Raw genomic sequence first — 23,838 nt, 5'->3', positions numbered from 1 at the left:
CTTGCCCTCCCAGCTCTCCCCGTATGTTTCGGACACCACCCCAGGGCGTGGCGCGCTGCGCCCGGCGCGCTCGTGGCTGCACTCCGACGCCCCCTCCCGCTCGCTCGACGGGCAGTGGCGGTTCCGGCTGTCGCCCACCGCGACGGCGCCAGAGGACTTCGCGGCCGAAGGATTCGACGACGGCGGGTGGGACGACATCGCGGTGCCATCCCACTGGGTGCTCCAGGGGGACGGGGCCCACGGCCGGCCGATCTACACCAACATCCGGTACCCCTTCCCCCTCGAACCGCCCCACGTGCCGGACGAGAACCCGACCGGCGACTACCGCCGCCACTTCGAGCTGCCCGCCGAATGGACGGAGGCCGAGCGGGTCGTGCTGCGGTTCGACGGGGTCGAGTCGCTCTTCAGGGTCTGGGTGAACGGCGACGAGGTCGGCGGCGCCTCCGGCAGCAGGCTCGCCCACGAGTTCGACGTGACCTCGTCCGTGCGCGCCGGCGACAACGTGGTCGCCGTACGGGTGCACCAGTGGTCGGCGGCGAGCTACCTCGAGGACCAGGACCAGTGGTGGCTGCCGGGCATCTTCCGCGACGTCACCCTGATCGCGCGGCCGGCCGGCGGCATCGAGGACGTCTGGCTGCGCACCGGCTTCGAGGCGGGACGCGGACGGATCGACCCGGAGGTCACCGCGGACGCGGCAGCGTTCCCGGTCACCCTCCGCATCCCCGAACTCGGCGTCGAGCGGGTCTGGGACTCCCCCGCCGAGGTGGCCCCGTTCGAGGTGGACGGCGTGCAGCCCTGGTCGGCCGAGGTCCCGCGGCTGTACGAGGTCACGGTGGCCTCGGCCGCGGAGACCGTCACCGTGCGGACGGGCTTCCGCACCGTCGAGATCCGCGGCGACCGGTTCCTGGTCAACGGCCGCCGCGTCGTCTTCCACGGGATGAACCGCCACGAGACCCACCCCGAGCGCGGCCGTGTCTTCGACGAGGCGCACGCGCGCGAGGACCTGGCCCTGATGAAGCGGTTCAACGTCAACGCGATCCGCACCAGCCACTACCCGCCGCACCCGCGGCTGCTCGACCTCGCCGACGAACTCGGGTTCTGGGTCGTGCTCGAGTGCGACCTGGAGACGCACGGCTTCGACAAGGACGGCAGTTGGGCCGGCAACCCCAGCGACGACCCGGCGTGGCGCGAGGCGTACCTGGACCGCGTCGAGCGCACCGTCGAGCGGGACAAGAACCACCCCAGCGTCGTGCTGTGGTCGCTCGGCAACGAGGCGGGCACCGGCGCCAACCTCGCCGCGATGTCGGCCTGGGTCCACGCCCGCGACGCGGGACGTCCGGTGCACTACGAGGGCGACCACACCGGCGAGTACACGGACGTCTACTCCCGCATGTACGCCTCGGTGGCGGAGACCGAGCAGATCGGGACCGACGGCTCGCGCGCTCCCCTGCAGGGGTGCACCCCCGCGCAGGGGGCACGGCAGCGCACCAAGCCCTTCCTGCTGTGCGAGTACGCCCACGCGATGGGCAACGGACCCGGCGCCCTCGACCAGTACGAGGACCTGGTGCACCGGTACCCGCGTCTGCACGGCGGCTTCGTGTGGGAGTGGCGCGACCACGGCATCCTGGCGGCGGCCCCGGACGGCACGCCCTACTACGCCTACGGCGGCGACTTCGGGGAGGTCGTGCACGACGGCAACTTCGTGATGGACGGGATGGTACTCAGCGACGGCGTGCCGACCCCCGGCCTCCACGAGTTCAAGACCGTCGTGCAGCCGATCCGCTTCACCTTCCACGACGGTGACGGCGGCGACGGTGGCGACGGGACGGTCGAGGTCACCAGTCTGCGGCACTCGGCGGACACCTCCGACCTGCGCTTCCGCTGGCGCGTCGAGCACGACGGCAGGCCCGTGGCCTCCGGGGACCTGGAGGTGCCCGTCATCGCGGCCGGCGGCTCGGCTCGCGTGCCGCTGCCGCCGATCGCGGTGTCGCCGGACGCGGAGACCTGGCTCACCCTGGACGCCGTCCTGGCGGCCGGCACGGCGTGGGCGGACGAGGGCCACGTGGTGGCGACCGCCCAGCTGGACCGTTCGGCGCGGCGCGCCGCGCCCGCCGTCCGGCTCCCCGCCGACTGGCGGCGGAGCGACGGGACACTGACCCTCGGCATCGCCGAGTTCGCCGGCGGAGCCCTGGTGCGGCTCGCCGGCCGCGCCGTGACGGGCCCGCGGCTGGAGCTGTTCCGTGCCCCGACCGACAACGACGAGGGCACCTCAGGGGTGGCCGAGGAGAGCGACGCCCACGTCCCCGGGGTCTCCAACGCCGAGCTGTGGCGGGGCGACGGCCTGGACCGGCTGACCTCGCGTCTGGTGTCGGTGGAGACCGCTGCGGACGCACTGCGGACCGTCGCCAGGGTCTCCGCGGCGGACTCCGCGTCGTCGGTGACCGTGGAGACCGTCTGGTCCCTGCGGGGGGAGGAACTCGAACTGCGGGTGGAGATCGAGCCGTCGCGCGGCTGGGGAACGGTGTGGCCGCGGATCGGGCTCCGTTTCGACCTGCCCGACGCCGGCGCCCCGGTCGACGGCGCCGAGTGGTTCGGCCTCGGACCGCACGAGTCCTACCCGGACAGCCTGCGCGCGGCGCGCACCGGCCGGTTCTCCGCGGGCGTCGGCGAACTCTCCGTCGACTACGCGCGCCCGCAGGAGACGGGGCACCGCTCCCAGTGGCGGGAGCTGGCGCTGACCAGCGGCGGCGCCGGAGTGCTGCGCCTCGTGGCCGTCCCGGACGTGCGGGGCCGGCTCCCCGGATTCACGCTCAGCCGTCACACGCCGCAGCAGATCGCCCGTGCGGCGCACCCGTTCGAACTCCCCCGGTCGGCGACCAGTCACCTCTTCGTCGACGCGGCCCAGCACGGCCTCGGCTCCCGGGCCTGCGGGCCGGACGTGTCGCCGGAGTTCGCGCTGCGCCCGCAGGCCCGCACGATCGGGCTCCGGATCACGGCGGGGTGACATGCCCCGGCAGGGGGCCGCGGTGAGCGGCCCTCTGCCAGGGTGGTGGCATGAAGTACATGGTGCTGATGTACGCCGACCCCGCGGCGACCGAGGCGATGACGGCCGAGGAGCGCGCCGAGGTGTTCCGCAGGCACGACCGGCTCCACGAGGACCTCGCGGGCACCGGCGAGATGCTGAACGGCGCCGGACTCGCCCTCCCCAGGGACACCATGACGATCCGCGGGCACGGGGACGGAGCGCGCCCGGCGACGACGCCCGGGCCGCTCTCCACGGCGACCGAGCAGGTGACCGCCTACTACGTGGTCGACTGCGCGAGCCCGGAGCGCGCGCTGGAGATCGCCGGGCGCGTCGTCGACTTCCACGTCGTGGCGGTCGAGGTGCGGCCCGTCCACGACGCGTTCGGGATGGAGGGGGGCCGACCGGACGATACCCCGGCGCGGCAGGAGTGAGGGGACCCCACGTGCCGGGTTCAGCCCGGTCCGCAGCGGTCGAGCGCGGCACGAACCCTGCGGAGCCCCTCCGCTCTCCAGTGGTCCCGGTCGGGCATCCGGTCGTCCCGGCGCCAGCGCCAGGCCGAGAACATCGCCCAGTTCAGGGCCCGGCACCGGTGGATCAGCTCGTGGTCGGCCCCCGCGTAGTGCTCTGCCACTTCCTCGGGCGCATGGGCGAGATCGAACTCGACGGGACCGCGGCAGCACGTGGCGAGGTCGACGAAAAGCGGACCCCTCCTCGTGTTGAGGAGATTGCCCGGATGCGGCTCGCCGTGGAGCAGCTGCTCGCCGGCCCTGCCGGTGCCGACCGCCGTGCTCAGAGCGGTCAGTGTGCCGCGGAGGAATTCCCGGTCGGCGTCGGACAGCTCGGGGGACCGCTCCCGGTCGCCGACCTCTCCCAGTGCCACGGCGACCCGGTCGGTGACGTGCGGTGCGTCCAGGTCGATCCGGCGCAGGGCGGCATGGTGCCGCAGGAGCGCGTCCGCGTAGTCGGCCGGCGCGATCCGCGACCCCACGGGTTCGTAGTACGTCCAGAGCGAGGCGGCGAAGGCATCCCGCAGATGGACGCGGGGGTCGACCCTGGGGTCGAGCTCGGCCACGGGGGCGTCGACGTCGGCGAGGAGGCGGGCGACCGCCACTTCGAACTCGGAATCGGCCAGCTGCCCCGCGGGCGCGACCCTGGCCAGTACACCGCACGGGACGAGGTGCAGCGCGACGCGGTCCGAGTCGTGGACGACGACCACGTCGTCGACCTCCAGGCCCAGCTCCGAAGCGGTCGACCGTGCCGCCTCGACCGCGCGGCGGAGTTGCGACGGCTCCATGACGTCCTCCCTCGTTGCCGGGCACCCCACCTGTACGCCCGGGGGCGGTCGAGCGGTCAGCGGAAGGGCGGGCCTCGGCCTCTCACGCATCCCGGAAGGAGATCCTTCTCCACCCCGGTGAGCCTCGGCAACGTCTTTTGACCGGCCCTGGGCTGCCCCGGCGGAAGGCGGCGGAGAGCGGCCTTCCGCCGGGGCGGTGGTCAGGGAGCGGTGTAGGTGAACGCCGCGCTCGTGGTCTGCGCGGTCCGGCCGGCGGGGAGGTAGTCGAAGGTGTAGGTGAGGGTGTCGCCGGAGCGCAGCGCGACGGGCTGCTCCCAGCGGCCGGCCGAGGCGTTCCAGGTGAGGAAGTAGTTCGCCTGCGCGCCGCCGTTCACGCGGTAGTGGACGGTGACGAAGGTCGCCGTGAACCCGGCGGGCCTGAACCAGACGACGGGGTTCACGCCCTGGGTGACGCCCTGGGCGAAGCCGTCCTGCGCGGGCGGGTCGGTGGGGTCCGTGGGGGGCGGTCCCGAGGTGCCCGTGCCGCCGACCCACTGCGCGCCGCGCAGTTCGGCGAGGAAGCGGTCGCGGATCGTCGTGTCGGCCTGGATGCGGGCGTCGCCCCAGTAGCCGTTGGAGCAGCCGGGACCGCCGGCCGCGGCTCCGTCGGCGCACTGCCACTGGGTCTGGGCGTCCCAGTCGGTGTTGATGTAGGCGGCGGCCCGGATGACGTCGCGGTTGGCGGTGATCCAGGCGAACCACGGCCGGTACCACTCGTTCCAGATGGTGTCCGCGCCCGTGGCCACGGGGTTCTTCCGCATGATGCAGCTCTTGGTGTGCGCGCCGTTGTCGTAGCCCTGCGGTGAGGACTCGGCGATCATCACCGGTTTGCCGTGTCCGCGGGCGAAGTCCAGGACGCGGTTCTGCAGGCCGGTGGGCGAGGTGTCGTAGCTGCTGCAGCCCCACTGCGTGCCCACCGAGCCGGTGCCGTAGAAGGCGGAGACGCCGACCCAGTCGACGTACTGGTCCCCGGGGTACCAGGCGTCGTAGTGGGCGGGGTCGGTGACGACGTAGTTCCACTCGGGGTGGTCGGGGCTGGTGTTGAGGGGCCAGGCAGCGGTCTGCCAGACGGTGGCCACCTTGGTGGCGCCCAGGGCGTCGATGCGGCCCTTGATGTAGACGAAGGCCCGCTTGTAGAAGTCGGCGTTGTAGCAGTTCCAGGGGCCGTCGAACTCGTAGCCGACGCGCAGGAAGACCTGCCGGTCGTAGCCCTTGAGCCGGTTGACCATCTCGTCGACCTTGGCCCGGTACTGGCTGGTCAGGCTGGGGTTGCCGGAGGTGACGTCACTGTCGCCGGTGCCGATGATCGCGCGCAGCGGCTGGTTGCCGCAGCCGCTCGTGGCGTCCGACAGGTAGAGGCCGACGGCGAGGGCGGACCGGGGGTACTGGGCCAGGGTGGCGGCGAAGTCCACCGTTCCGGAGCCCCAGTTGACGGGCCCGTTCATGCCGGCCAGGGGCGCCGGGCTGCCGCCGAGCACCAGGTTGGTGTAGAGGGTGACCCCGCCGGGGGCCGGGGCGTCCAGCGACGTCCGGTCGAGCACGTCGCGCTTGTAGTCGGCGAGGGTGTCGCTGTCCTGGCCCATCAGCGACAGGACCTTGCCGTCGGGCGGCAGGTTGCGGGCGGCGACGGCGGCCTGCGCCGTGCCCGAGGCCAGTCCGGGCGCGGTCAGGACGGCGACCGCGGCGAGGCCGGCGAGCAGGGCCCCGGCTCGTCTTCGCAGCGCGTGCATACAACTCTCCTCGGTGCCGGGTGGATGTGTGTCGGACGGCATGGTGGAGAGCCGTAACTTCCCCGTCAATCATTCGCGTAAGTTTCGAAGAAATGCGCAGGTCCGCATCGCGGGAGCGAAACTTCGCCGACGGCGGGGACGCCGGAGCGGCACCTCAACAGGGGTGCGACGCACGGCAGTCGCAGGTCACGGCGTCATCGCGGATTCCCGAAACTTCTACGTAACCATTGACAAGAAGTTTCGCGCGGCGGGAGTTTGTGCGGGCCGCACCGTCCATCGGTCGTCATCGCCGGACGCCGCGCCGGCCCCTCCCCCACGCCGTCAACCCGCCCCTTCCGCATGCCCCCTGGAGGTCCGCATGGGCTCCTCGCACATCCGCAGATCGCTCGCCGTAGCGCTCGGCCTGACCACGCTCCTCGCGCTGGCGGGCTGCTCGTCCGGGTCCACCGGCACCGCCGGCGAGATCACGCTCACCGTCGCCACCTTCAGCGACTTCGGCTACAAGCCGCTGATCGCGCAGTACGAGAAGACCCACCCCGGCATCAGGGTCCAGGAGCGTGTCTCCCAACTCGACCAGCACCACAACAGCCTCTCCACGCAGCTCTCCTCCGGCAGCGGCGCGGCCGACGTGGTCGCCGTCGAGGAGGGCTACATGCCCAAGTTCCGCGAGGTGAAGGAGAAGTTCGCCAACCTCGCCGACTACGGGGCGCTCACGCGCGAGAACGAGTACCTGCCGTACAAGTGGGCGCAGGCCACCGCCGACGACGGCCGCTTCGTGATGGGCTACGGCACCGACGTCGGCGGGCTGGCCATCTGCTACCGCCGCGACCTGTTCGCGCGGGCCGGGCTGCCGACCGACCGCGACGAGGTGGGCAGGCTGTGGCCCACCTGGGACGACTACTTCAGGACCGGCGACACCTTCACGGCGAAGGTGAAGGACCACGCGTGGTTCGACTCCGCGGGCAACGTGTTCAGCGCGATGATGAACCAGACCGAGGTCGGCTTCTTCGACACCTCCGACTCCTACGTCGCCGACACCAACCCGGACGTGCGGACCTTCTTCTCCGCCGCCTCCAAGGCGGCCGCCGCGGGCCAGTCGGCGAACCTGGTGCCGTTCAGCCAGCAGTGGAACGCCGGCATCAAGCAGGGGCGGATGGCCACCATCACCTGCCCCGCCTGGATGACCGGGCTGATCCAGACCGCGGCCGGCAAGGAGGCCGAGGGCAAGTGGGACATCGCCTCCGTGCCCGGGGGCGGCGGCAACTGGGGCGGTTCGTTCCTCACCGTGCCCAAGCAGGGCAAGCACGTGAAGGAGGCGGCCGAGCTGGCGGCCTTCCTCACCTCCGCCGACTCGGAGAAGAAGATCTTCCAGGGGCCCACCGGTTCACTGCCCTCGCTCACCGGAGCGCTGGCCGACCCCGCCGTGCAGGGCACCCGCAAGGCGTACTTCAACGACGCACCCACCGGGAAGATCTTCGCCGCCTCCGCCAAGGACCTCCGGCCCAGCTTCCGCGGCAGCAAGGACCAGCAGGTGCGCGTGCCCTTCGCCAACGCCCTGCAGCTGGTCGAGCAGCGCAAGGCCGCACCGGACGAGGCGTGGGCCAAGGCCCTCGCCGACGCCGCGAAGAACCTCGCGCACTGAGACGCGGCACGACCCCACCACCCCCGTTCCGTACCCCACCCAGCAAGGAGGTCACCATGGCGGTCGACGCCGCCGGTGCCGGGCGCGCTCCCACCCGTACGCCGGGCACTTCCCCTCGCCGCGGGACCCGGCCGCGCCGCGGCGGCCGCCTCGTCCCCTACGGCTTCGTCGCCCCGTTCTTCCTGGTCTTCGGGATCTTCGGCCTGTACCCGCTGCTGTACACCTTCTGGGTGTCGCTGCACCGCTGGGACCGGCTGACCGGCGACGGCGGCTTCGCCGGACTGGACAACTTCCGCGACCTGTTCGCCGATCCCGACTTCTACACCGCCACCTTCAACACCTTCAGCATCTTCCTGCTGTCGACGGTCCCGCAGCTGCTCCTCGCCCTCGCGGTGGCCTGGCTGCTGGACCGCCGGCTGCGGGCCCGCACCACCTGGCGGGCGCTGGTCCTCGTCCCGCAGTACGTCTCGGTGGTGGCCGTGGCGCTGGTCTTCTCCCAGCTCTTCGGCCGCGACTTCGGCGTGGTCAACTGGGGCCTGCAGCACCTGGGCCTGATCTCCGAGCCCGTCGACTGGACGGCCGACACGTGGAGTTCGCACCTGGCGATCAGCTTCATGGTGATGTGGCGCTGGACCGGCTACAACGCCCTGATCTACCTGGCCGCCATGCAGGCCGTGCCGCGTGAGCTGTACGAGTCGGCCATGGTCGACGGCGCCGGACGCATGCTCACCTTCCGCCGCATCACCCTGCCGGCGATCCGGCCGACCGTGCTGTTCACCGTGGTCATCTCCACCATCGGCGGTCTCCAGCTCTTCGCCGAGCCCTTCCTGTTCGACCCGCAGGCCAACGCCGAGGGCGGCACCGAGCACCAGTTCCAGACGCTCACGCTGATGCTCTACAAGTACGGCTTCATCAACAACGACGCGGGCTACGCCTCCGCGATCTCCTGGGTGCTCTTCCTCGTCATCGCCGCCGTCGCCGCCCTCAACTTCCTGGTCACCCGCCGTCTGGGCGGCTCCGGCCGCTGACCGCCGGACCCCGAGAGGAGATCCGTCCATGGCCCCGTCCCTCACCACCCCCGCGTCCCGCCCGGACGCCCGTACCGCCCTCCCCGGTTCCGGCGGCCCGCCCGCGCACCCGCGCCCGCGCCCGCGCCGACGGCCCGGCTCCGGCCCGCGGCGCCACGACAGCGCCGGTCCCCTGGCCTGCACGCTGCTCGCCGCGGTCGTCCTCGCCTCCGTCTTCCCGCTCTACTGGACGTTCGTCGTCGCCTCGCACGGCGACAACTCCGTCCTGGGCGGCTCCACACCGTCCCTCGTGCCCGGCGGGCACCTGGTCGCCAACATCCGGCGGGTCTTCGACACCGTCGACTTCTGGAAGGCGCTCGGGAACTCCTTCACCGTCGCCGGGGCCACGGCCGTCAGCAACGTGCTGCTGTCCTCCCTGGCCGGCTATGCCTTCGCCAAGCTCCGCTTCCCGGGCCGCGACGCGCTGCTCGTGGTGGTGGTCGGCACCGTGATGGTGCCGACCCAGCTCGGCATCATCCCGCTGTACCTGCTCGTCACCGACATGGGGCTGTACGGCACGCTCAGCTCGCTGATCGTGCCCGCACTGGTCTCCGCGGTGGGCGTGTTCTGGATGCGGCAGGCGATGGAGGAGAACATCCCCGACGAGCTGATCGAGAGCGCCCGCGTCGACGGTGCCGGGCACCTGCGCACCTTCGTGCACGTCGCCTGGCCCGGTGTGCGCTCCACCGCTGCGGTGCTCGGGATGTTCACGTTCATGTTCGCCTGGAACGACTACTTCTGGCCGCTGATCGCCCTGCCCCCGGAGAACGGCACCGTGCAGATCGCCCTCAACCAGCTCGCGGCCGGCTACTACACCGACTACACCCTCATGCTCGCCGGGGTCGTGGTCTCCGTCCTGCCGGTCCTGGCGCTCTTCGCCGTGCTGGCCCGCCGCATCGTCTCCGGCGTCATGGACGGCGCCGTCAAGGGTTGAGCCCGCGGACGCCGCCCCTGCTCCCCGTACCCGCGCACCACCGAGTCCCGAGGAACCGCATGACTGCCGCCGTACCCGCGACCGGGCGTCCCGCCCCGGCCCCCGACGACCGCCGCGCGGTGATCCGCAACCCCGTGCTCACCGGTTTCCACCCCGACCCCTCCCTGCTGCGGGTCGGCGCGGACTACTACCTCGCCACCTCCACCTTCGAATGGCTGCCGGGAGTGACCCTCCACCACTCCCGCGACCTCGTGCACTGGGAGCCGCTGGGCGGGGCCCTGACGGAGGAACGGCTGCTGGACCTGACGGGCGTGCCCGACTCCGGAGGCGTGTGGGCGCCCTGCCTCTCCCACGCCGACGGGCTGTTCCACCTGGTCTACTCCGACGTGAAGAGCCTGACGGGCGCCTACAAGGACGTGCACAACCTCGTGGTCACCGCGCCCTCGCCGACCGGCCCGTGGTCCGACCCGGTGCCGGTCGCGGGGCACGGCTTCGACCCGTCCCTCTTCCACGACACCGGCCCGGACGGCGACGGCCGCAGCTGGCTGCTCTGGCTGGAGTGGGACCACCGGCCGGGCAACGACCCGTTCGCCGGCATCCTCCTCCAGGAGTGGGACCGCGCCGGGCGCCGGCTGCGCGGGCCGGTGCACCGCGTCTTCACCGGGACCGCGCTCGGCCGGACGGAGGGCCCGCACCTGTACCGGCGCGACGGCTGGTACTACCTCGTCACCGCCGAGGGCGGCACCTCCTGGGAGCACGCCGTCACCGTCGCCCGCTCCCGCGAGGTCACCGGGCCCTACGCGCCCGACCCGGCCGGGCCGTTGCTCACCTCCTCCGGCGACGACCGGCTCGCGCTCCAGAAGGCCGGCCACGGCAGCCTCGTGGAGACCCCCGGCGGCGACTGGTACCTGGCGCATCTGACGGCCCGGCCGCTGAGCCCGCGCGGCGCCTGCGTCCTGGGCCGCGAGACCGCCCTGCAGCGCGTGCACTGGACGGCGGACGGCTGGCCGCGCGTCACCGGCGACGCCGGGCCCGGCCGCCCGGCACGGCACGTACCGGCTCCCCCGGCCCCCGCCCCGGACCATGCCCCGGCTACGGACCCTGTGCACGCCGCCGCGGGGCCGGGGCCCGCGCCGTACGGGGGCTTCCCGGGCACGGAGTGGATGACCCTGCGCCGCTACCCCGACCCGTCGTGGCTGTCCCCCGCGGACGGTTCCGGCGGGCTGCGGCTGCGCGGCGGCGAGTCGCTGTCCTCGCGGCACCGGCAGAGCCTCGTCGCCCGGCGCCAGCAGCACACCGGGTTCCGCTTCGAGGCCACCGTGTCCTTCGCTCCGGACTCGGCCCGGCAGATGGCCGGCGTCGTCCACTTCTACAACACCGGGCTGTGGCACTACGCCCACCTCACCGCCGACGCCGGCCACGGCCGTGCGCTGCGCCTGGCGGTGTGCGACCACGGCCGCTACTCCGAGCCGGCCGGGCCCGTTCCGGTGCCCGGCGAGGGGCCGTTGCGGCTGCGGCTCACCGGCCGGGGCGCGCAGGCGCGCTTCGCCTGGCGGGACGGGGCCTCGGGGATCTGGCGGCCGCTCGGTCCGCCCCTCGACGCGGGCCGGCTCTCCGACGAGTACGCCACGGTCGGCGACGCCGACGGGCACTTCAGCAGCTGGGGCTTCACCGGCGCCTTCGTGGGCGTGTGCGCGCAGGACCTGACCGGCGGCGGCCTGGGCGCGGACTTCACGGGGCTGGAGTACGAGGGCGATCCCCAGCCGGGTACGGACGGCGGCGCGCCGTGACCGCACTCGGCCCGCCGCGGGGCGGTGGACGACCGGCCGGGCCGCGGGAGCCCGGCCGTAGGCTACCGCGGAACGCCGGGGCGGGCCGGGTGAGCCGGGCCGTCAGGGTGGCCCGGGCAGCCGCCGCGGGCACCGTGGCGACGGACAGGACGAGGGGAACGGACGGCGCATGAGCACACAGCCGGGATCCAAGGTGACGATCGGTGCCATCGCCGCCGAGGCCGGGGTCTCCACCGCGACCGTCTCCAAGGTCCTCAACGGCCGCAGCGACGTCTCCGCCGCCACCCGCGAGCGCATCCAGCAGATCATGGCGCGCCGTCACTACCAGCGGCGCGGGGCCCGCCGCCGGGGCGGCATCGTCGACCTCGTCCTCAACGAACTCGACAGCCTGTGGTCCATCGAGATCATCCGGGGTGCCGAGGAGACGCTGCGCGCCGCGGGCGTCAGCATGGTGCTGTCCGCGGCCCATGGCAGCGGCGCCGCGACCAGCGCCTGGCTGGAGCAGCTGACCACCCGCCGCTCCGACGGCGCCATCCTGGTCGTCTCGGACCTCAACCTCCGGCAGCGCACCAAACTGACCTCGCTGGGCGTCCCCTTCGTCCTCGTCGACCCGGTCGGGACCGTCGAGGCCGGTGTCCCGACGATCGGTGCCACCAACTGGGCCGGGGCCGTCGCCGCGACCGAGCACCTCATCGGGCTCGGCCACCGCCGCATCGCGCACCTCGCCGGGCCGCGGCAGCTGCTGTGCAGCCGCGCCCGCGCCGACGGGTTCCGCGCCGCCATGGAGGCGGCCGGCCTGGACGTGCCGCAGGAGGCGGTGCGGCACGGGGAGTTCAACGACTCCTCGGGCTACGCGCAGACAACGGCCCTGCTGGAGGAGGCGGAACGGTCCGGCCGCCCCTCGCCGACCGCGCTCTTCGCCGCCAGCGACCTCCAGGCGTTCGGCGCCTACACCGCGCTGCGCGAGCGCGGACTGCACGTCCCCGGCGACATCAGCGTCGTCGGCTTCGACGACGTGCCGGTCACCCGGTGGACGGCCCCGGCCCTCACCACCGTCCGACAGCCGCTGCAGGCCATGGCCGCGATGGCGGCGCGGACCCTGCTGCGGCTGGTCGACGGCGAGGAGGTCGACCTGCCGCGGGTGGAGCTCGCGACACAGCTGGTCGTCCGGGACAGCACGGCGGCGCCCCGCGACGGACGGTGACTCCCGGTGACGCGGCGGGTCCGGTACGCGACCGCCTCCTTCCGGAATCCGCAGGTCAGACCCCATGGGCGAAATGTGCAATATAACCCATTTGGGTGAATACTGGACTAATGGACGTGATGTTTGAACCTTCGGTGTACCCACCGCTCGCACTCGGCTTCTTCGGTCTGGCGACCGGCTACCTGATCTGGGGCTCCCAGGAACTGTTCGGCTGGCCCAAGAGGGACGAGCGGGTCGACCGGGCGATGGGCGTCTGGGGCATCTGGCTGCCGGGGCTGTGCCAGCTCCTGGCCGGCGTCATCCTCTTCGTGGGCCTCACCTGGTTCGAGGTCTTCAAGGAACCGCCGCTCTACATGGCGGCCCTGGCCTTCACTGCGTACGGCATCCACTGGTTCGCGCTCGGCTGGGACCGCTACCGCGGCAACGACGCACGCGTCAACGCCGGTGTCGGCGTGGCCTACATGGTCCTGTCGGCCCTCGGCGCGACGGTGTTCTTCGCCGTCCACGACTGGCCCGTGGGCCTGGTCTTCGTCGGCCTCTTCGCCGTCTACCTCAGCAAGTTCGCGATGTCCCTCGGGGTGCCGCTCGCCGAACGCGTGATGGGGCTGTTCCGCCTGCTGACCGCCGCCTGGCTGCTGTACCTGACCTTCGCCGTGGTGGTCAACTTCACCCTCGCGTACGACTGGCCGACGTAACGGCCCGCGCGGAGCGTCAGACCCCGACCAGCCCCAGCCGGAACAGGCTCTCGGCGGTCTCGAGGACGGTCGTGCGCACCGGGCGCGGCGCCCAGCCCAGCACCGCGCGCGCCTTGTCCGTGCGCAGCACCGGCATCTCACCCAGGCGGCTCGCCGCCTCCCGCAGCGCCGGGTCGGTCCGCGCGCCCGCCCGCACCTCCTCGGCGCTCAACTCCCGGGCCGGCACCTTCGCGGCGCGCTCGCCCAGCCCTTCCGCCAGGACGCGGGCCATCCCGAGGAAACTCGTCGGCGTGCCGCTGCCGACCAGGAACCGCTCGCCCGCGGCGGCCGGTTCCGTCATGGCCCGCAGATGGGCCCGCGCCACGTCGCGCACGTCGGCCAGGTCGAACCACTGCGGCAGCACCACCGGGAGGGCTCCCTCCAGCATCGCCTTGACCAGCGCCACCGAGGTGGAGATCTGCCGGCCCAGCACGGGGCCGAAGATCCCCGGCGGATTGATGACGGACAGTTCGAGCCCCTCCCCCTCGGCCGCGACGAAGTCCCAGGCGGCGCGCTCGGCGACGGCCTTGGACTTGACGTAGGGGGCGAGGTCGTCCGCGGGGTCGGTCCAGTCGCTCTCGTCGTAGGCGCCGCCGTCGCTGCCGCGGCTGTAGCCGACGGCGGCGAAGGACGAGGTCAGGACCACGCGGCGGACGCCGTGGTCCCGCGCCGCCCGCAGGACGCGCAGCGCGCCGTCCCGGGCCGGGACGACGACCTCGTCCTCGTCGCGGGGCTGCCGGGCCGGGAACGGCGAGGCGACGTGCAGGACGTACGCGCTGCCCTTCACCGCCTCGTCCCAGCCGTCGTCCGAGGCCAGGTCGGCCCGGACGACCTCCAGCCGTCCGCCGGGGTCGGCGCCCGCCCGGGCGGCCGTCGCGCGGACGCCGTCCGCGCGGTCGGCCGACCGGACGGTGGTGCGTACGCGGTGGCCGGCCTTCAGCAGCGCGTCGACGACGTGCGAGCCGAGGTAGCCGCTGCCTCCCGTCACGAGGACGGGTGCGGAGCCGGGGGTCAGGTCGTGCATGGTGCTCTCTTCCCTATCTCAGTTCGGGCACCGTGCGCGTGAGTTCGTCCACGGCACGCTGCTCCGCCTCGTCGTCGCCCCGCTCCCGCGCGTCCCACAGGTCGGTCTTGAGCTGCAGGTACCGCAGGCGGACCCGCATCCTGCCGAGTTCGTCCGCCGCCCGTTCGGCGTTGCGCCGGAACAACTCGCGCAGCCGCACGGCCCGGTCGGCGTCCGCCTCGGCGTCGAGGTGCCGCAGGTAGGCGCGCATGTCGTGCACGCTCATCCCGGTCGCCTTCAGGCAGCTCAGGGCCTCGATCCGCTCCACCGCGCGAGCGCCGTAGCGGCGGTGGCCGCTGCTCTCGTCGCGGGGCACGGGTCCGATGAGGCCGATCTTCTCGTAGTAGCGCAGTGTCGGCTCCGAGAGGCCGCTGCGTCGCGACACCTCCTGGATCGACACCGGCGGGGCTTCCGTCATTGCCACGTCCTCAGTCTCCGGAACCTCAAGCGCTTGAGGTCAAGCGTGGGGTGCGGACGTGCCCGGGGTCACTTCGCCCCGGCTCCGGCGCGTCGCGGGTCGCGGTCCCGGGGTGTGTGCGGGGGGCCTACCCCCGAAGGCGACTTAGTGTAGCCTTACCTAAACTCCAGACGTGGGGTGCTGATCGCCGTCGGCTGGGTACCGGAAGGGTTCGCGGGGTGGGAACGAAGGCGCCGTCGGGGCGGGATGTGCTGCTACGGACGGTCAGGAGCCGGCGGAGGGACGTCGCCGTGGGCGCCGTGCTCGGCGCCGGCCACCAGTTCGGGGAGGCGCTCGTCCCCGTCCTCATCGGCATCGTCATCGACCGGGCCGTCTCCGACGGCGACGGACGGGCGTTGTCCGGCTGGCTCGCGGTGCTCGCCGTGGTCTACGTGGGACTCTCCTTCAGCTTCCGCTTCGGCGCCCGCGCCGGCGAACGCGCCGCCGAACAGGCCGCGCACGACCTGCGGATCGGCCTCGTACGCCGGATCCTGGACCCCCGCGGCGGCGCCGAACACGGCCACCTGCCCGGCGAGCTGGCGAACATCGCCACCGAGGACGCCAAGCGCGTCGGCGCGGTCAACATGGCCGTCATGACCGGGGTCTCGGCCCTGACCGGACTCCTGGTCAGCGCCGTGGCGCTGCTGCGCATCTCCGTGCCGCTCGGCCTGGTCGTCCTCCTCGGCACGCCGGTGCTGCTCTGGCTCGGGCACCTGCTGAGCAAGCCCCTGGAGCGGCGCAGCGAGGCCGAGCAGGAACGCGCCGCGTACGCCTCCGGGATCGCCGCCGACCTGGTGGCCGGACTGCGGGTGCTCAAGGGCATCGGGGCGCAGGCCGCAGCCGTCGAACGCTACCGCCGCACCAGCCGCGCCTCACTCGGCGCGACGGTGCGGGCGGCGCGCGCCGAGGCGTGGCAGAGCGGGGTGGTGCTCACCCTCACCGGTGTCTTCATCGCACTGGTCGCGCTGATCGGCGGACGGCTCGCCACGGCGGGCGACATCACGCTGGGTCAGCTCGTGTCGGCGGTCGGCCTGGCGCTCTTCCTCCTCGGCCCGCTGGAGGTCTTCGCCTGGGTCAACGCCGAGTTCGCCCAGGGCCGGGCCTCCGCGGGACGCATCGCGGCCGTGCTCGCCGCGGAGCCCGACGTCCTGCCCGGCGGACGCGCCCTGCCGGAACCGGTCCTCGGCGGCCTGCGGCTGCGCGGCGTCACCCTCGGCGCCCTGCGCGAGGCCGAACTCGACGTACGGCCGGGCGAGCTGCTCGGCGTGGCCACCACCGACCCGGCCGCCGCGCAGGCGCTGCTCGCCTGCCTCGGCCGCACCGCCGACCCCGAGGCCGGCGTCGTCGAACTCGACGGCGTGCCCCTGCCGGAGCTCGACCCCGCGCTGCTGCGCACCGCCGTCCTCGTCGCGGCGCACGACGCCGACCTCTTCGAGGGCACCCTCGCCGAGAACCTGGGCGGCACCGGGGACACCGGCCCGGCGCTGGCCGCCGCCGGCGCCGACGAGGTGGCCCGGTCCCTCCCGCAGGGCACCGCGACCGAGGTCACCGAGGGCGGCCGCTCGCTCTCCGGCGGCCAGCGCCAGCGCGTCGCGCTCGCCCGCGCCCTGGTCGCCGACCGCTCCGTGCTCGTCGTCCACGACCCCACGACAGCGGTCGACGCGGTCACCGAGGCCCGCATCGCCGGCGGACTGCGCGAGCACCGCCGCGGCCGCACCACGCTCCTGGTCACCAACAGCCCGGCGCTGCTGTCCGTGGCCGACCGCGTCGTCCTCCTCGACGGCGGCCGGGTGGCCGCCGACGGCCTGCACGGCGACCTCGTGCACGGCGACCCGACCTACCGGACGGCGGTACTGGCATGACGACGGCGACGGCACCCGCGGCACGCGAGCTGCTGCCCACCGCGACGCCCGCCCGGACCCGGGCCGCGGTCCGCGAACTGCTGCGACCGCACCGGGCCCTGGCCGTGGGCGGAGCCGTGGTGATGGTCGCGGCGACCACGGTCGGGCTGCTGACCCAGCCGCTGCTGGGGTACGTCGTCGACCTGGTGACCGACCGGCGGCCGGCCGGTGCCCTCACGCTGCCCGTGGTGCTGCTGGTGCTGGTCGCCGTGGCACAGGGCGTGACCACCGCCTTCGGCATGTCGCTGGTGTCGCGCCTGGGTGAGACCGTGCTGGCCGGGCTGCGCGAGCGCTTCGTCGAACGGGCGCTGTCGCTGCCGCTGGAGCGGCTGGAGCGGGCCGGCTCCGGGGACCTCAACTCCCGGGTGACGCGGGACGTGTCCCGGGTGGCCGAGGCCGTGCGGACCGCGCTGCCGGAGCTGGTGCGGTCGGCGCTGTCCATCGTCCTGACGCTCGCCGCCCTCGCGGTGCTGGACTGGCGGTTCCTGCTGGCGGCGCTGCTCGCGGTGCCGGTGCAGGCGCACACCGCCCGCTGGTACGTCCGCAACGCCACCCCGCTGTACGCGAAGGAGCGCATCGCCACCGGCGCCCAGCAGCAGCAGCTGCTCGACACGATCGGCGGCGCGGCGACCGTACGGGCCTACCGGGCCGAGGACGTGCACACCGGGCGGGTCACCGAACGCTCCCGCGCCGCCGTCGACCTGACGCTGCGCGGGGTGCAGCTGGTGCTGCGCTTCTACAGCCGGCTGCACGTGGCCGAGTACACCGGGCTGGCGGCCGTGCTGGTCACCGGGTTCCTGCTGGTGCGCGGCGGTTCCGCGTCGATCGGCACGGCGACGGCGGCGGCCCTGTACTTCCACAGCCTGTTCGGCCCGGTGAACACCGCGCTGGTGCTGCTGGACGACGCCCAGTCCGCCACCGCCGCCCTGGCCCGGCTGGTCGGCGTCGTCGACGAGCCGGCGCCCGCCGCCCCGGAGGAGGCGCTGCCGCGGGACGTCCCCGGTGTCCCGGCCGTGACCGTGGAGGGCGTGGGCCACGCCTACGTGCCGGGGCGGCCGGTGCTCAGCGACGTGGACCTGGTGCTGCGGCCCAAGGAGAAGGTCGCGCTCGTCGGTGCCAGCGGCGCCGGCAAGACCACGCTGGCCAAGATCGTCGTCGGGATCCACCAGCCGTCCTCGGGCCGGGTCGACGTCGGCGGCGCAGGACCCGCGGCGACCGGCCGCACGGTCGCGCTGGTCACGCAGGAGGTGCACGTCTTCTCCGGCCCGCTCGCGGACGACCTGCGGCTGGCCCGTCCCGACGCCACCGACGAGGAACTGCGCGAGGCCCTGGAGCGGGTCGGCGCGCTCGGCTGGGCGCAGGCACTGCCCGAGGGCCTGGACACCGTCGTCGGCGAGGGCGGCCACCGGCTGACCCCGGACCGCTCGCAGCAACTCGCCCTCGCCCGGCTGGTGCTGGCCGACCCGCCGGTCGCCGTCCTCGACGAGGCGACGGCGGAGGCCGGCAGCTCCGGCGCCGGGCTGCTGGAGGAGGCCGCGGAGCGCGCGGTGGAGGGCCGTACGGCCCTGGTCGTCGCACACCGGCTCAGCCAGGCCGCCGCCGCCGACCGTGTGGTGGTGATGGAGGACGGCCGCGTCGCCGAGAGCGGCACCCATGACGAACTGCGCGCCGCAGGGGGGCCGTACGCCGCCCTGTGGCGGGCGTGGGCGGAGCACCGCAGCACCCCCCGGCCGTAGTCCGGCCACCGCCCGGACCAACCCCTTCCACAACCGGAACGAACAGAAGGAACACCCGATGCCCCGCGCCAACAGAGCCACCCGGTTCGCCGGACTGCTCGCCTCCGTCCTCGTGCTCGTCGGCGCGGTAGCCGCCTGCGGCTCCTCCGACTCCTCCTCCGACGCGTCGAAGCCGGGCGCCGGCTCCACCAAGGCGTCGGCGAGCAGCGCCTTCCCCGTCACGATCGCCCACAAGTACGGCAGCACGACCGTCACGTCCGAGCCCAAGCGCGTGGTCACCGTGGGCCTCACCGACCAGGACGCCGTCCTCGCGCTCGGCACCGTCCCGGTCGGCACGACCGAGTGGATCGGCGGCTACAAGGGCGCCGTCGGCCCCTGGGCGCAGGACAAGCTGGGTTCCGCCGCGGTCCCGACCGTCCTGAAGGACACCGGCACCGGGCCGCAGGTCGAGAAGATCGCCGCCCTCAAGCCCGATCTGATCCTCGCCCTGTACTCGGGCCTGACCAAGGCGCAGTACGACACGCTGTCGAAGTTCGCGCCGGTCGTGGCCCAGCCCAAGGAGTTCAACGACTACGGCATCCCGTGGCAGAAGCAGACCGAGACGATCGGCAAGGCGCTGGGCAAGCCCGAGGAGGCCACCAAGCTGGTCGAGGGCGTCGAGGCTAAGTTCGCCGAGGCCAAGAAGGCCAACCCGGCCTTCGCCGGCTCCACCGCGGTGATGGCCACCCCGTACGAGGGCACCTTCGTCTACGGCAGCCAGGACGCGCGTTCGCGCCTGCTGGCCGACCTCGGGCTGAAGCTCCCCGCCGACCTGGACAAGGTGATCGGCGACCAGTTCGGTGCCAACATCAGCAAGGAGCGCACCGACCTGCTCGACCAGGGCGTCGCCGTGTGGATCCTGCCCGACACCACGGCGGCCGTCACCAAGCTGCACAAGGACAAGCTGTACGCCGACCTGAAGGTCGTGAAGGAGGGCCGCGAGGTCTTCGTCACGGAGACCGGCGACTACGGCAACGCGGTGTCCCTGTCGACCGTGCTCAGCATCCCCTACGTCCTGGACCGCCTCGTCCCGCAGCTGGCCGCCGCGGTGGACGGCGACCCGGCCACGAAGGTGGAGCAGCCCGCGTCCTGAGTGCCCACCGGCGCGGCTCTCCGCGCCGGTGGACCTCGGGTCCGTGAACCCACCGCCGGGCGGTGTGTGCCAGTGCACACACCGCCCGGCGGTTTTTCCTTCCCCGAAGGACGCCGATGACGTCGCGGGTGGCCCCCGCACATGTCCGCAGGTCTCTGAGGCCCGCCTCGGCGAGGCGCTGCGCCGCGGCCGGTGCCGGTGCCGGTGCCACTGCCGCCCTGCCTCACGTCACCTGCTCGACCGAGCCGGCTTCGCCGTCACCACCTGGCTCCACTGAGCCGAATCACGGCGCGGGCGCGCCAGAACCACGCACGGTCGTCTCCGTGTGGGCAACCCGGGCGGCGCCCGGCTCCGCTTCGACCACACCACAGGGTGCCCGCGTCCCTGATCGCTGCGTGGAGCGCGCTCCGCAGCGCCCCTCGGAAGGAGCCGTCCCGGGGCCGCGTCGACAGCCTCTTCGCCGTTCCGCGCCGGGCGAGCGCGGACCGCGTTCACCCGACGTCGGCGCCCCCTGGATCGGTGATGAGGCTGGGGAGGCCTGCCAGTACCCGGATCAGTGGGCCACGGCCGAGGCAGGCCTGCTGGACCGCTCCCGGACGGTTTGTGGGCTGGTTCTCTGGAATGGCACGCCGCCGTCAAGGACCAAGGACATCCCCATGCATCTGAAGCTCGAAGTGATCGTGCTGCCCGTCTCCGACACGGATCGGGCCAAGGCCTTCTACGAGAAGGCCGGATTCCGCCTGGACGTCGACTACGCGGCCGGCGAGGACGTCCGGGTCGTCCACTTCACGCCGCCAGGCTCCGAGTGCTCGATCATCTTCGGTGAGGGGATGACACCCCTCGCGCCCGGCTCGTTCCAGGGCCTGTACCTCACCGTCTCCGACATCGAGGAGGCCCGTGCGGAACTCGTCGGCCGAGGCATCGCGGTCAGCGAAATCTTCCACGACGCGGGCGGCCTCTTCCACGGCCACGAGGGCGGGGACGTCACCCACCACGGCCCCGGCCAGGAGCGGCTGGCCGGCCTGCACCCCGAGCGCGCCTCCTACGGCTCCTTCGCCACCTTCGGCGACCCGGACGGCAACGGCTGGGTGCTCCAGGAGGTCTCGCAGCGCCTGCCCGGCCGCTGACGATCCCGTGAACCGACGTCCCGGGCCGCGACGGGCCGTGCCGGGCCTCTCGGCCGCCGGTCCGGTAGTTCTCCCGATCCTGGCCGACGCCGGCACAGACACCGGGAGGGCAGCACCGCCGGGCCGTCCCACCCCTTGCCCCCGAACACAACAGTGAGGAACACAGCAGTGAGGAACACGGCAGTGACGAACGAGACGACCCGCACCTACGACGTGATCGTCATCGGCGCGGGCCCGGTCGGCGAGAACGTGGCCGAACGCGCCCGCGCCGCAGGGCTCAGCACCGTGATCATCGAGCGCGAACTCCTCGGCGGCGAGTGCTCGTTCTGGGCCTGCGACCCCAGCAAGGCGCTGCTGCGGCCGGTGGTGGCACGTGCCGACGCTCGCCGCATACCCGGACTGAACCCGGCGGTGGCCGGCCCACTCGACGTCGAGGCGGTCCTCGCACACCGCGACATGATGTCCTCGTACTGGAAGGACGAGGACCAGGTCGACTGGCTGAACTCGGTCTCCGTCGACCTCGTACGCGGGCACGGCCGCCTCACCGGCCCCAAGCAGGTGGCCGTGCAGACCCCTGCGCACGAAACCGTCGCCCTCACCGCCCGGCACGCCGTCGTCGTCTCCACCGGCACCCGCGCCGCCCTTCCCCCGATCTCCGGACTCGATGCCGTCCGCCCCTGGACCAGTCGTGAGGCCACCAGCGCCGACAAGGTACCCGGCCGCCTCGTCGTCGTCGGCGGTGGTGTGGTCGCCGTCGAGATGGCCACCGCCTGGCAGGCACTCGGCTCAGAGGTCACCATGCTCGTCCTCGACGACGGGCTCCTCGAGCGGATGGAACCGTTCGCCGGCGAACTGGTCACCGACGGACTGCGCGAAGCCGGCGTCGACATCCGCTTCAACACCACCGTCACCTCCCTCGTACGCAAGGACGGCGAGGTCCGGATCACGCTGTCCGACGGCAGGCAACTCGCCGCGGACGAGATACTGCTGGCGACCGGCCGCGCCCCGCAGACCCACGATGTCGGCCTGGAGACCGTCGGTCTCACGCCAGGCGACTGGCTGACCGTCGACGACACCTTCCGGGTCACCGGCGTCGAGGGCGACTGGCTCTATGCCGTCGGCGACGTCAACCGACGCGCCCTGATGACGCATCAGGGCAAGTACCAGGCCCGGATCGCGGGCACCGTCATCGGCGCCCGTGCGAAGGGAGAGCCCGTCGACGACCTCCCCTGGGGCGCGCACGTCGCGACCGCCGACCACGCGGCCGTCCCCCAGGTCGTCTTCACCACCCCCGAGATCGCCTCCGTAGGCCTGACCAGCCGCGAGGCCGAACAGAGCGGGCGTCGCACAGAGGTCGTCGACTACGACCTCGCCCGCGTCGCCGGCGCCCACCAGTACGGCGAGGACTACCGGGGCCGGGCCCGCATGCTCATCGACACCGACCGCCAGACCGTGGTGGGCGTCACCTTCGCCGGGCCCGGCGTCGGGGAGCTGGTGCACTCGGCCACCATCGCCGTCGCGGGCGAGGTGCCGATCGACCGGCTCTGGCACGCGGTGCCGGCCTTCCCCACCCTCGGCGAGGTCTGGCTGCGGCTACTGGAAACCTACCGGGGCTGATCATCGTCCGGCCGGCCTGCGGGGGTCCTGGCCACCGCGGGCACATTCCATCGGGTGGTGAGCGACCCCCACCCGCCGGTCCGCCGATGACGGAATGACTCCATTTTCGCTTGCTTCGCGCTCCAATTTGGCGGCCCGCCTGGCACCTTTCGGAATTCACTAAAGCCGTCACGCAATTCCTGTACGAGCCTTGCTGGGACGGCACCTCCAGGACTACCCTCGCCATATGGGTGTGACGACATCTGGTTCAGCCGACAACAAAGAGCTGAGCGATTTTCTGCGCTCGCGACGCGCTCGGGTGACCCCCGAGCAGGCCGGGGTCACACCGCGGGGCGGTCGCAGGGTTCCGGGACTACGTCGTGAGGAAGTCGCGCTCCTGGCCGGATTGAGCGCGGACTACTACATCCGCCTGGAACGCGGACGGGTGGCCAACGCCTCGGAGTCGGTGCTCGACGCGGTGGGCCGGGCTCTGCGCCTGGACGACGTCGAGCGAGCGCACCTGTTCAACCTCGCCAGGCCGCGGTCGGCGGCCAGGACGATTCGGCCCGCCGTTCCGCGGCGAGTACGTCCGGGCGCGCACGCATTGCTCGCGCTCCTCAGCGATGTCCCCGCCATCATATTCGACGAAAGGCTGGACGTCCTTGCCCTTAATTCGATGGCCCGAGCGGTATTCGTCGATTTCGAGGCCATGCCGGCGTGCGAGCGGAATTTCGCGCAATTCATGTTCCTCGATCCCGCGGCGCGCGAATTGTTCGCCGACTGGGACGAGGCGGCCCAGATGGTCGTCGCTGGTTTGCACCTGCATGCGGGCCGGCATCCGAACGATCCACAACGGATCGAGCTGATCGATCAGTTGTCCGCCGGGAACGAGGACTTCCGTGGATGGTGGGCCTCGCATGACGTGGAAGGTTTCTCCCACGGCATCAGGCACTACCGGCACCCCCTACTCGGTGAGATCACATTGACCTTCGAGACCCTCACCTTCCCCGGCGACCCGGGCCAGTGGTTGTCCGTGAACGCACCCGAACCCGGATCGCCGTCCTCCGCATCCCTGCAGATCCTCGCCGGTCGGATCCGCGATCCGTCCTTCTCGGTCCACGCGGGTTCGGCGAGCAGGTCCGGACGGCTGTCCGACCGTCAGCTCCAGATCCACGGGAAGGACTGACGCAGGACGTGCCCGGTGGCACACACCCGTGGTCGCGTCCGCAGGACGCCGCAGGACGCCGCAGGACGCCGCAGGGGCCGGCCCGCACGGTGCGGGCCGGCCCCCGCGGCGGGGGGGGGGGCGGGGGGCGGGGCCCGACCGGGCGGGGTGGGGGGGGGGGGGGCCCGTGGGGGTGCCCGTA

Annotated in this window: 18 protein-coding genes; 14 read left to right on the top strand and 4 right to left on the bottom strand. The window is 72.9% G+C overall.

Annotated elements, in window-relative coordinates:
• The first annotated feature begins 1 nt into the window (after window position 1).
• Complete coding sequence (locus ABZ479_RS26030) at window positions 2-3,004, top strand: glycoside hydrolase family 2 TIM barrel-domain containing protein (RefSeq protein ID WP_500463796.1); 3,003 nt, start codon at window positions 2-4, stop codon at window positions 3,002-3,004.
• A 50-nt stretch (window positions 3,005-3,054) separates the two neighbouring features.
• Complete coding sequence (locus ABZ479_RS26025) at window positions 3,055-3,456, top strand: YciI family protein (protein WP_500463795.1); 402 nt, start codon at window positions 3,055-3,057, stop codon at window positions 3,454-3,456.
• 20 nt (window positions 3,457-3,476) lie between these two features.
• Here ABZ479_RS26025 and ABZ479_RS26020 read toward each other — a convergent pair whose 3' ends face one another.
• Window positions 3,477-4,319, bottom strand: coding sequence for an aminoglycoside phosphotransferase family protein (locus tag ABZ479_RS26020; protein ID WP_500463794.1), 843 nt, complete (start codon window positions 4,317-4,319; stop codon window positions 3,477-3,479).
• Between the two features lie 200 nt (window positions 4,320-4,519).
• Window positions 4,520-6,088, bottom strand: a complete 1,569-nt coding sequence (locus ABZ479_RS26015) for a glycoside hydrolase family 26 protein (RefSeq protein ID WP_500463793.1) — start codon at window positions 6,086-6,088, stop codon at window positions 4,520-4,522.
• 358 nt (window positions 6,089-6,446) lie between these two features.
• On the opposite strand from ABZ479_RS26015, the gene ABZ479_RS26010 reads away from it, so the two are divergent.
• The 6 genes from ABZ479_RS26010 to ABZ479_RS25985 all read left to right on the top strand — a co-directional run bounded on the left by ABZ479_RS26010 (window position 6,447) and on the right by ABZ479_RS25985 (window position 13,420).
• Window positions 6,447-7,730, top strand: a complete 1,284-nt coding sequence (locus ABZ479_RS26010; RefSeq protein WP_500463792.1) for an ABC transporter substrate-binding protein — start codon at window positions 6,447-6,449, stop codon at window positions 7,728-7,730.
• A 56-nt stretch (window positions 7,731-7,786) separates the two neighbouring features.
• Window positions 7,787-8,758: a carbohydrate ABC transporter permease gene (locus ABZ479_RS26005; RefSeq protein ID WP_500463791.1), complete on the top strand. Its 972-nt coding sequence runs from the start codon at window positions 7,787-7,789 to the stop codon at window positions 8,756-8,758.
• A gap of 28 nt (window positions 8,759-8,786) precedes the next feature.
• A complete protein-coding gene (locus tag ABZ479_RS26000) occupies window positions 8,787-9,731 on the top strand; it encodes a carbohydrate ABC transporter permease (protein ID WP_500463790.1) in 945 nt (314 codons plus the stop codon).
• Window positions 9,732-9,790: 59 nt separating this feature from the next.
• Window positions 9,791-11,521 (top strand): glycoside hydrolase family 43 protein, encoded by a 1,731-nt coding sequence (locus ABZ479_RS25995; protein ID WP_500463789.1) that lies wholly within the window; start codon window positions 9,791-9,793, stop codon window positions 11,519-11,521.
• A 169-nt stretch (window positions 11,522-11,690) separates the two neighbouring features.
• Entirely contained in the window at window positions 11,691-12,725 is a 1,035-nt protein-coding gene (locus tag ABZ479_RS25990) for a LacI family DNA-binding transcriptional regulator (protein WP_500463788.1), read from the top strand.
• 110 nt (window positions 12,726-12,835) lie between these two features.
• On the top strand, window positions 12,836-13,420 hold the full coding sequence (locus tag ABZ479_RS25985) for a hypothetical protein (protein WP_500463787.1): 585 nt from the start codon (window positions 12,836-12,838) through the stop codon (window positions 13,418-13,420).
• Window positions 13,421-13,436: 16 nt separating this feature from the next.
• On the opposite strand, the gene ABZ479_RS25980 is transcribed toward ABZ479_RS25985, so the two are convergent.
• Both ABZ479_RS25980 and ABZ479_RS25975 read right to left on the bottom strand, forming a co-directional pair.
• On the bottom strand, window positions 13,437-14,483 hold the full coding sequence (locus ABZ479_RS25980; protein WP_500463786.1) for an SDR family oxidoreductase: 1,047 nt from the start codon (window positions 14,481-14,483) through the stop codon (window positions 13,437-13,439).
• 13 nt (window positions 14,484-14,496) lie between these two features.
• Window positions 14,497-14,940 carry a MerR family transcriptional regulator gene (locus tag ABZ479_RS25975; protein ID WP_500463785.1) on the bottom strand — a complete coding sequence of 148 codons (444 nt, stop codon included), beginning with the start codon at window positions 14,938-14,940 and terminating at the stop codon, window positions 14,497-14,499.
• Window positions 14,941-15,158: 218 nt separating this feature from the next.
• Here ABZ479_RS25975 and ABZ479_RS25970 point away from each other — a divergent pair, with 218 nt between their 5' ends.
• The 6 genes from ABZ479_RS25970 to ABZ479_RS25945 all read left to right on the top strand — a co-directional run bounded on the left by ABZ479_RS25970 (window position 15,159) and on the right by ABZ479_RS25945 (window position 23,657).
• Complete coding sequence (locus tag ABZ479_RS25970) at window positions 15,159-16,841, top strand: ABC transporter ATP-binding protein (protein ID WP_500463784.1); 1,683 nt, start codon at window positions 15,159-15,161, stop codon at window positions 16,839-16,841.
• Window positions 16,838-18,616: an ABC transporter ATP-binding protein gene (locus ABZ479_RS25965; protein WP_500463783.1), complete on the top strand. Its 1,779-nt coding sequence runs from the start codon at window positions 16,838-16,840 to the stop codon at window positions 18,614-18,616. Before ABZ479_RS25970 ends, ABZ479_RS25965 begins: the two co-directional genes overlap by 4 nt.
• Window positions 18,617-18,674: 58 nt before the next feature.
• Window positions 18,675-19,748 (top strand): iron-siderophore ABC transporter substrate-binding protein, encoded by a 1,074-nt coding sequence (locus tag ABZ479_RS25960; RefSeq protein ID WP_500463782.1) that lies wholly within the window; start codon window positions 18,675-18,677, stop codon window positions 19,746-19,748.
• Window positions 19,749-20,404: 656 nt separating this feature from the next.
• Window positions 20,405-20,875, top strand: coding sequence for a VOC family protein (locus tag ABZ479_RS25955; protein WP_500463781.1), 471 nt, complete (start codon window positions 20,405-20,407; stop codon window positions 20,873-20,875).
• 183 nt (window positions 20,876-21,058) lie between these two features.
• Window positions 21,059-22,492, top strand: a complete 1,434-nt coding sequence (locus ABZ479_RS25950; RefSeq protein WP_500463780.1) for a dihydrolipoyl dehydrogenase family protein — start codon at window positions 21,059-21,061, stop codon at window positions 22,490-22,492.
• Between the two features lie 226 nt (window positions 22,493-22,718).
• Window positions 22,719-23,657: a helix-turn-helix transcriptional regulator gene (locus ABZ479_RS25945; protein WP_500463779.1), complete on the top strand. Its 939-nt coding sequence runs from the start codon at window positions 22,719-22,721 to the stop codon at window positions 23,655-23,657.
• Window positions 23,658-23,838 lie beyond the last annotated feature (181 nt).

The organism is Streptomyces sp. NPDC005722 (assembly GCF_040630935.1).
Taxonomy (GTDB): Bacteria; Actinomycetota; Actinomycetes; order Streptomycetales; family Streptomycetaceae; genus Actinacidiphila.
Note: the sequence above shows the minus strand (reverse complement) of the source record. Positions and strands in the feature narration are given on the sequence as shown.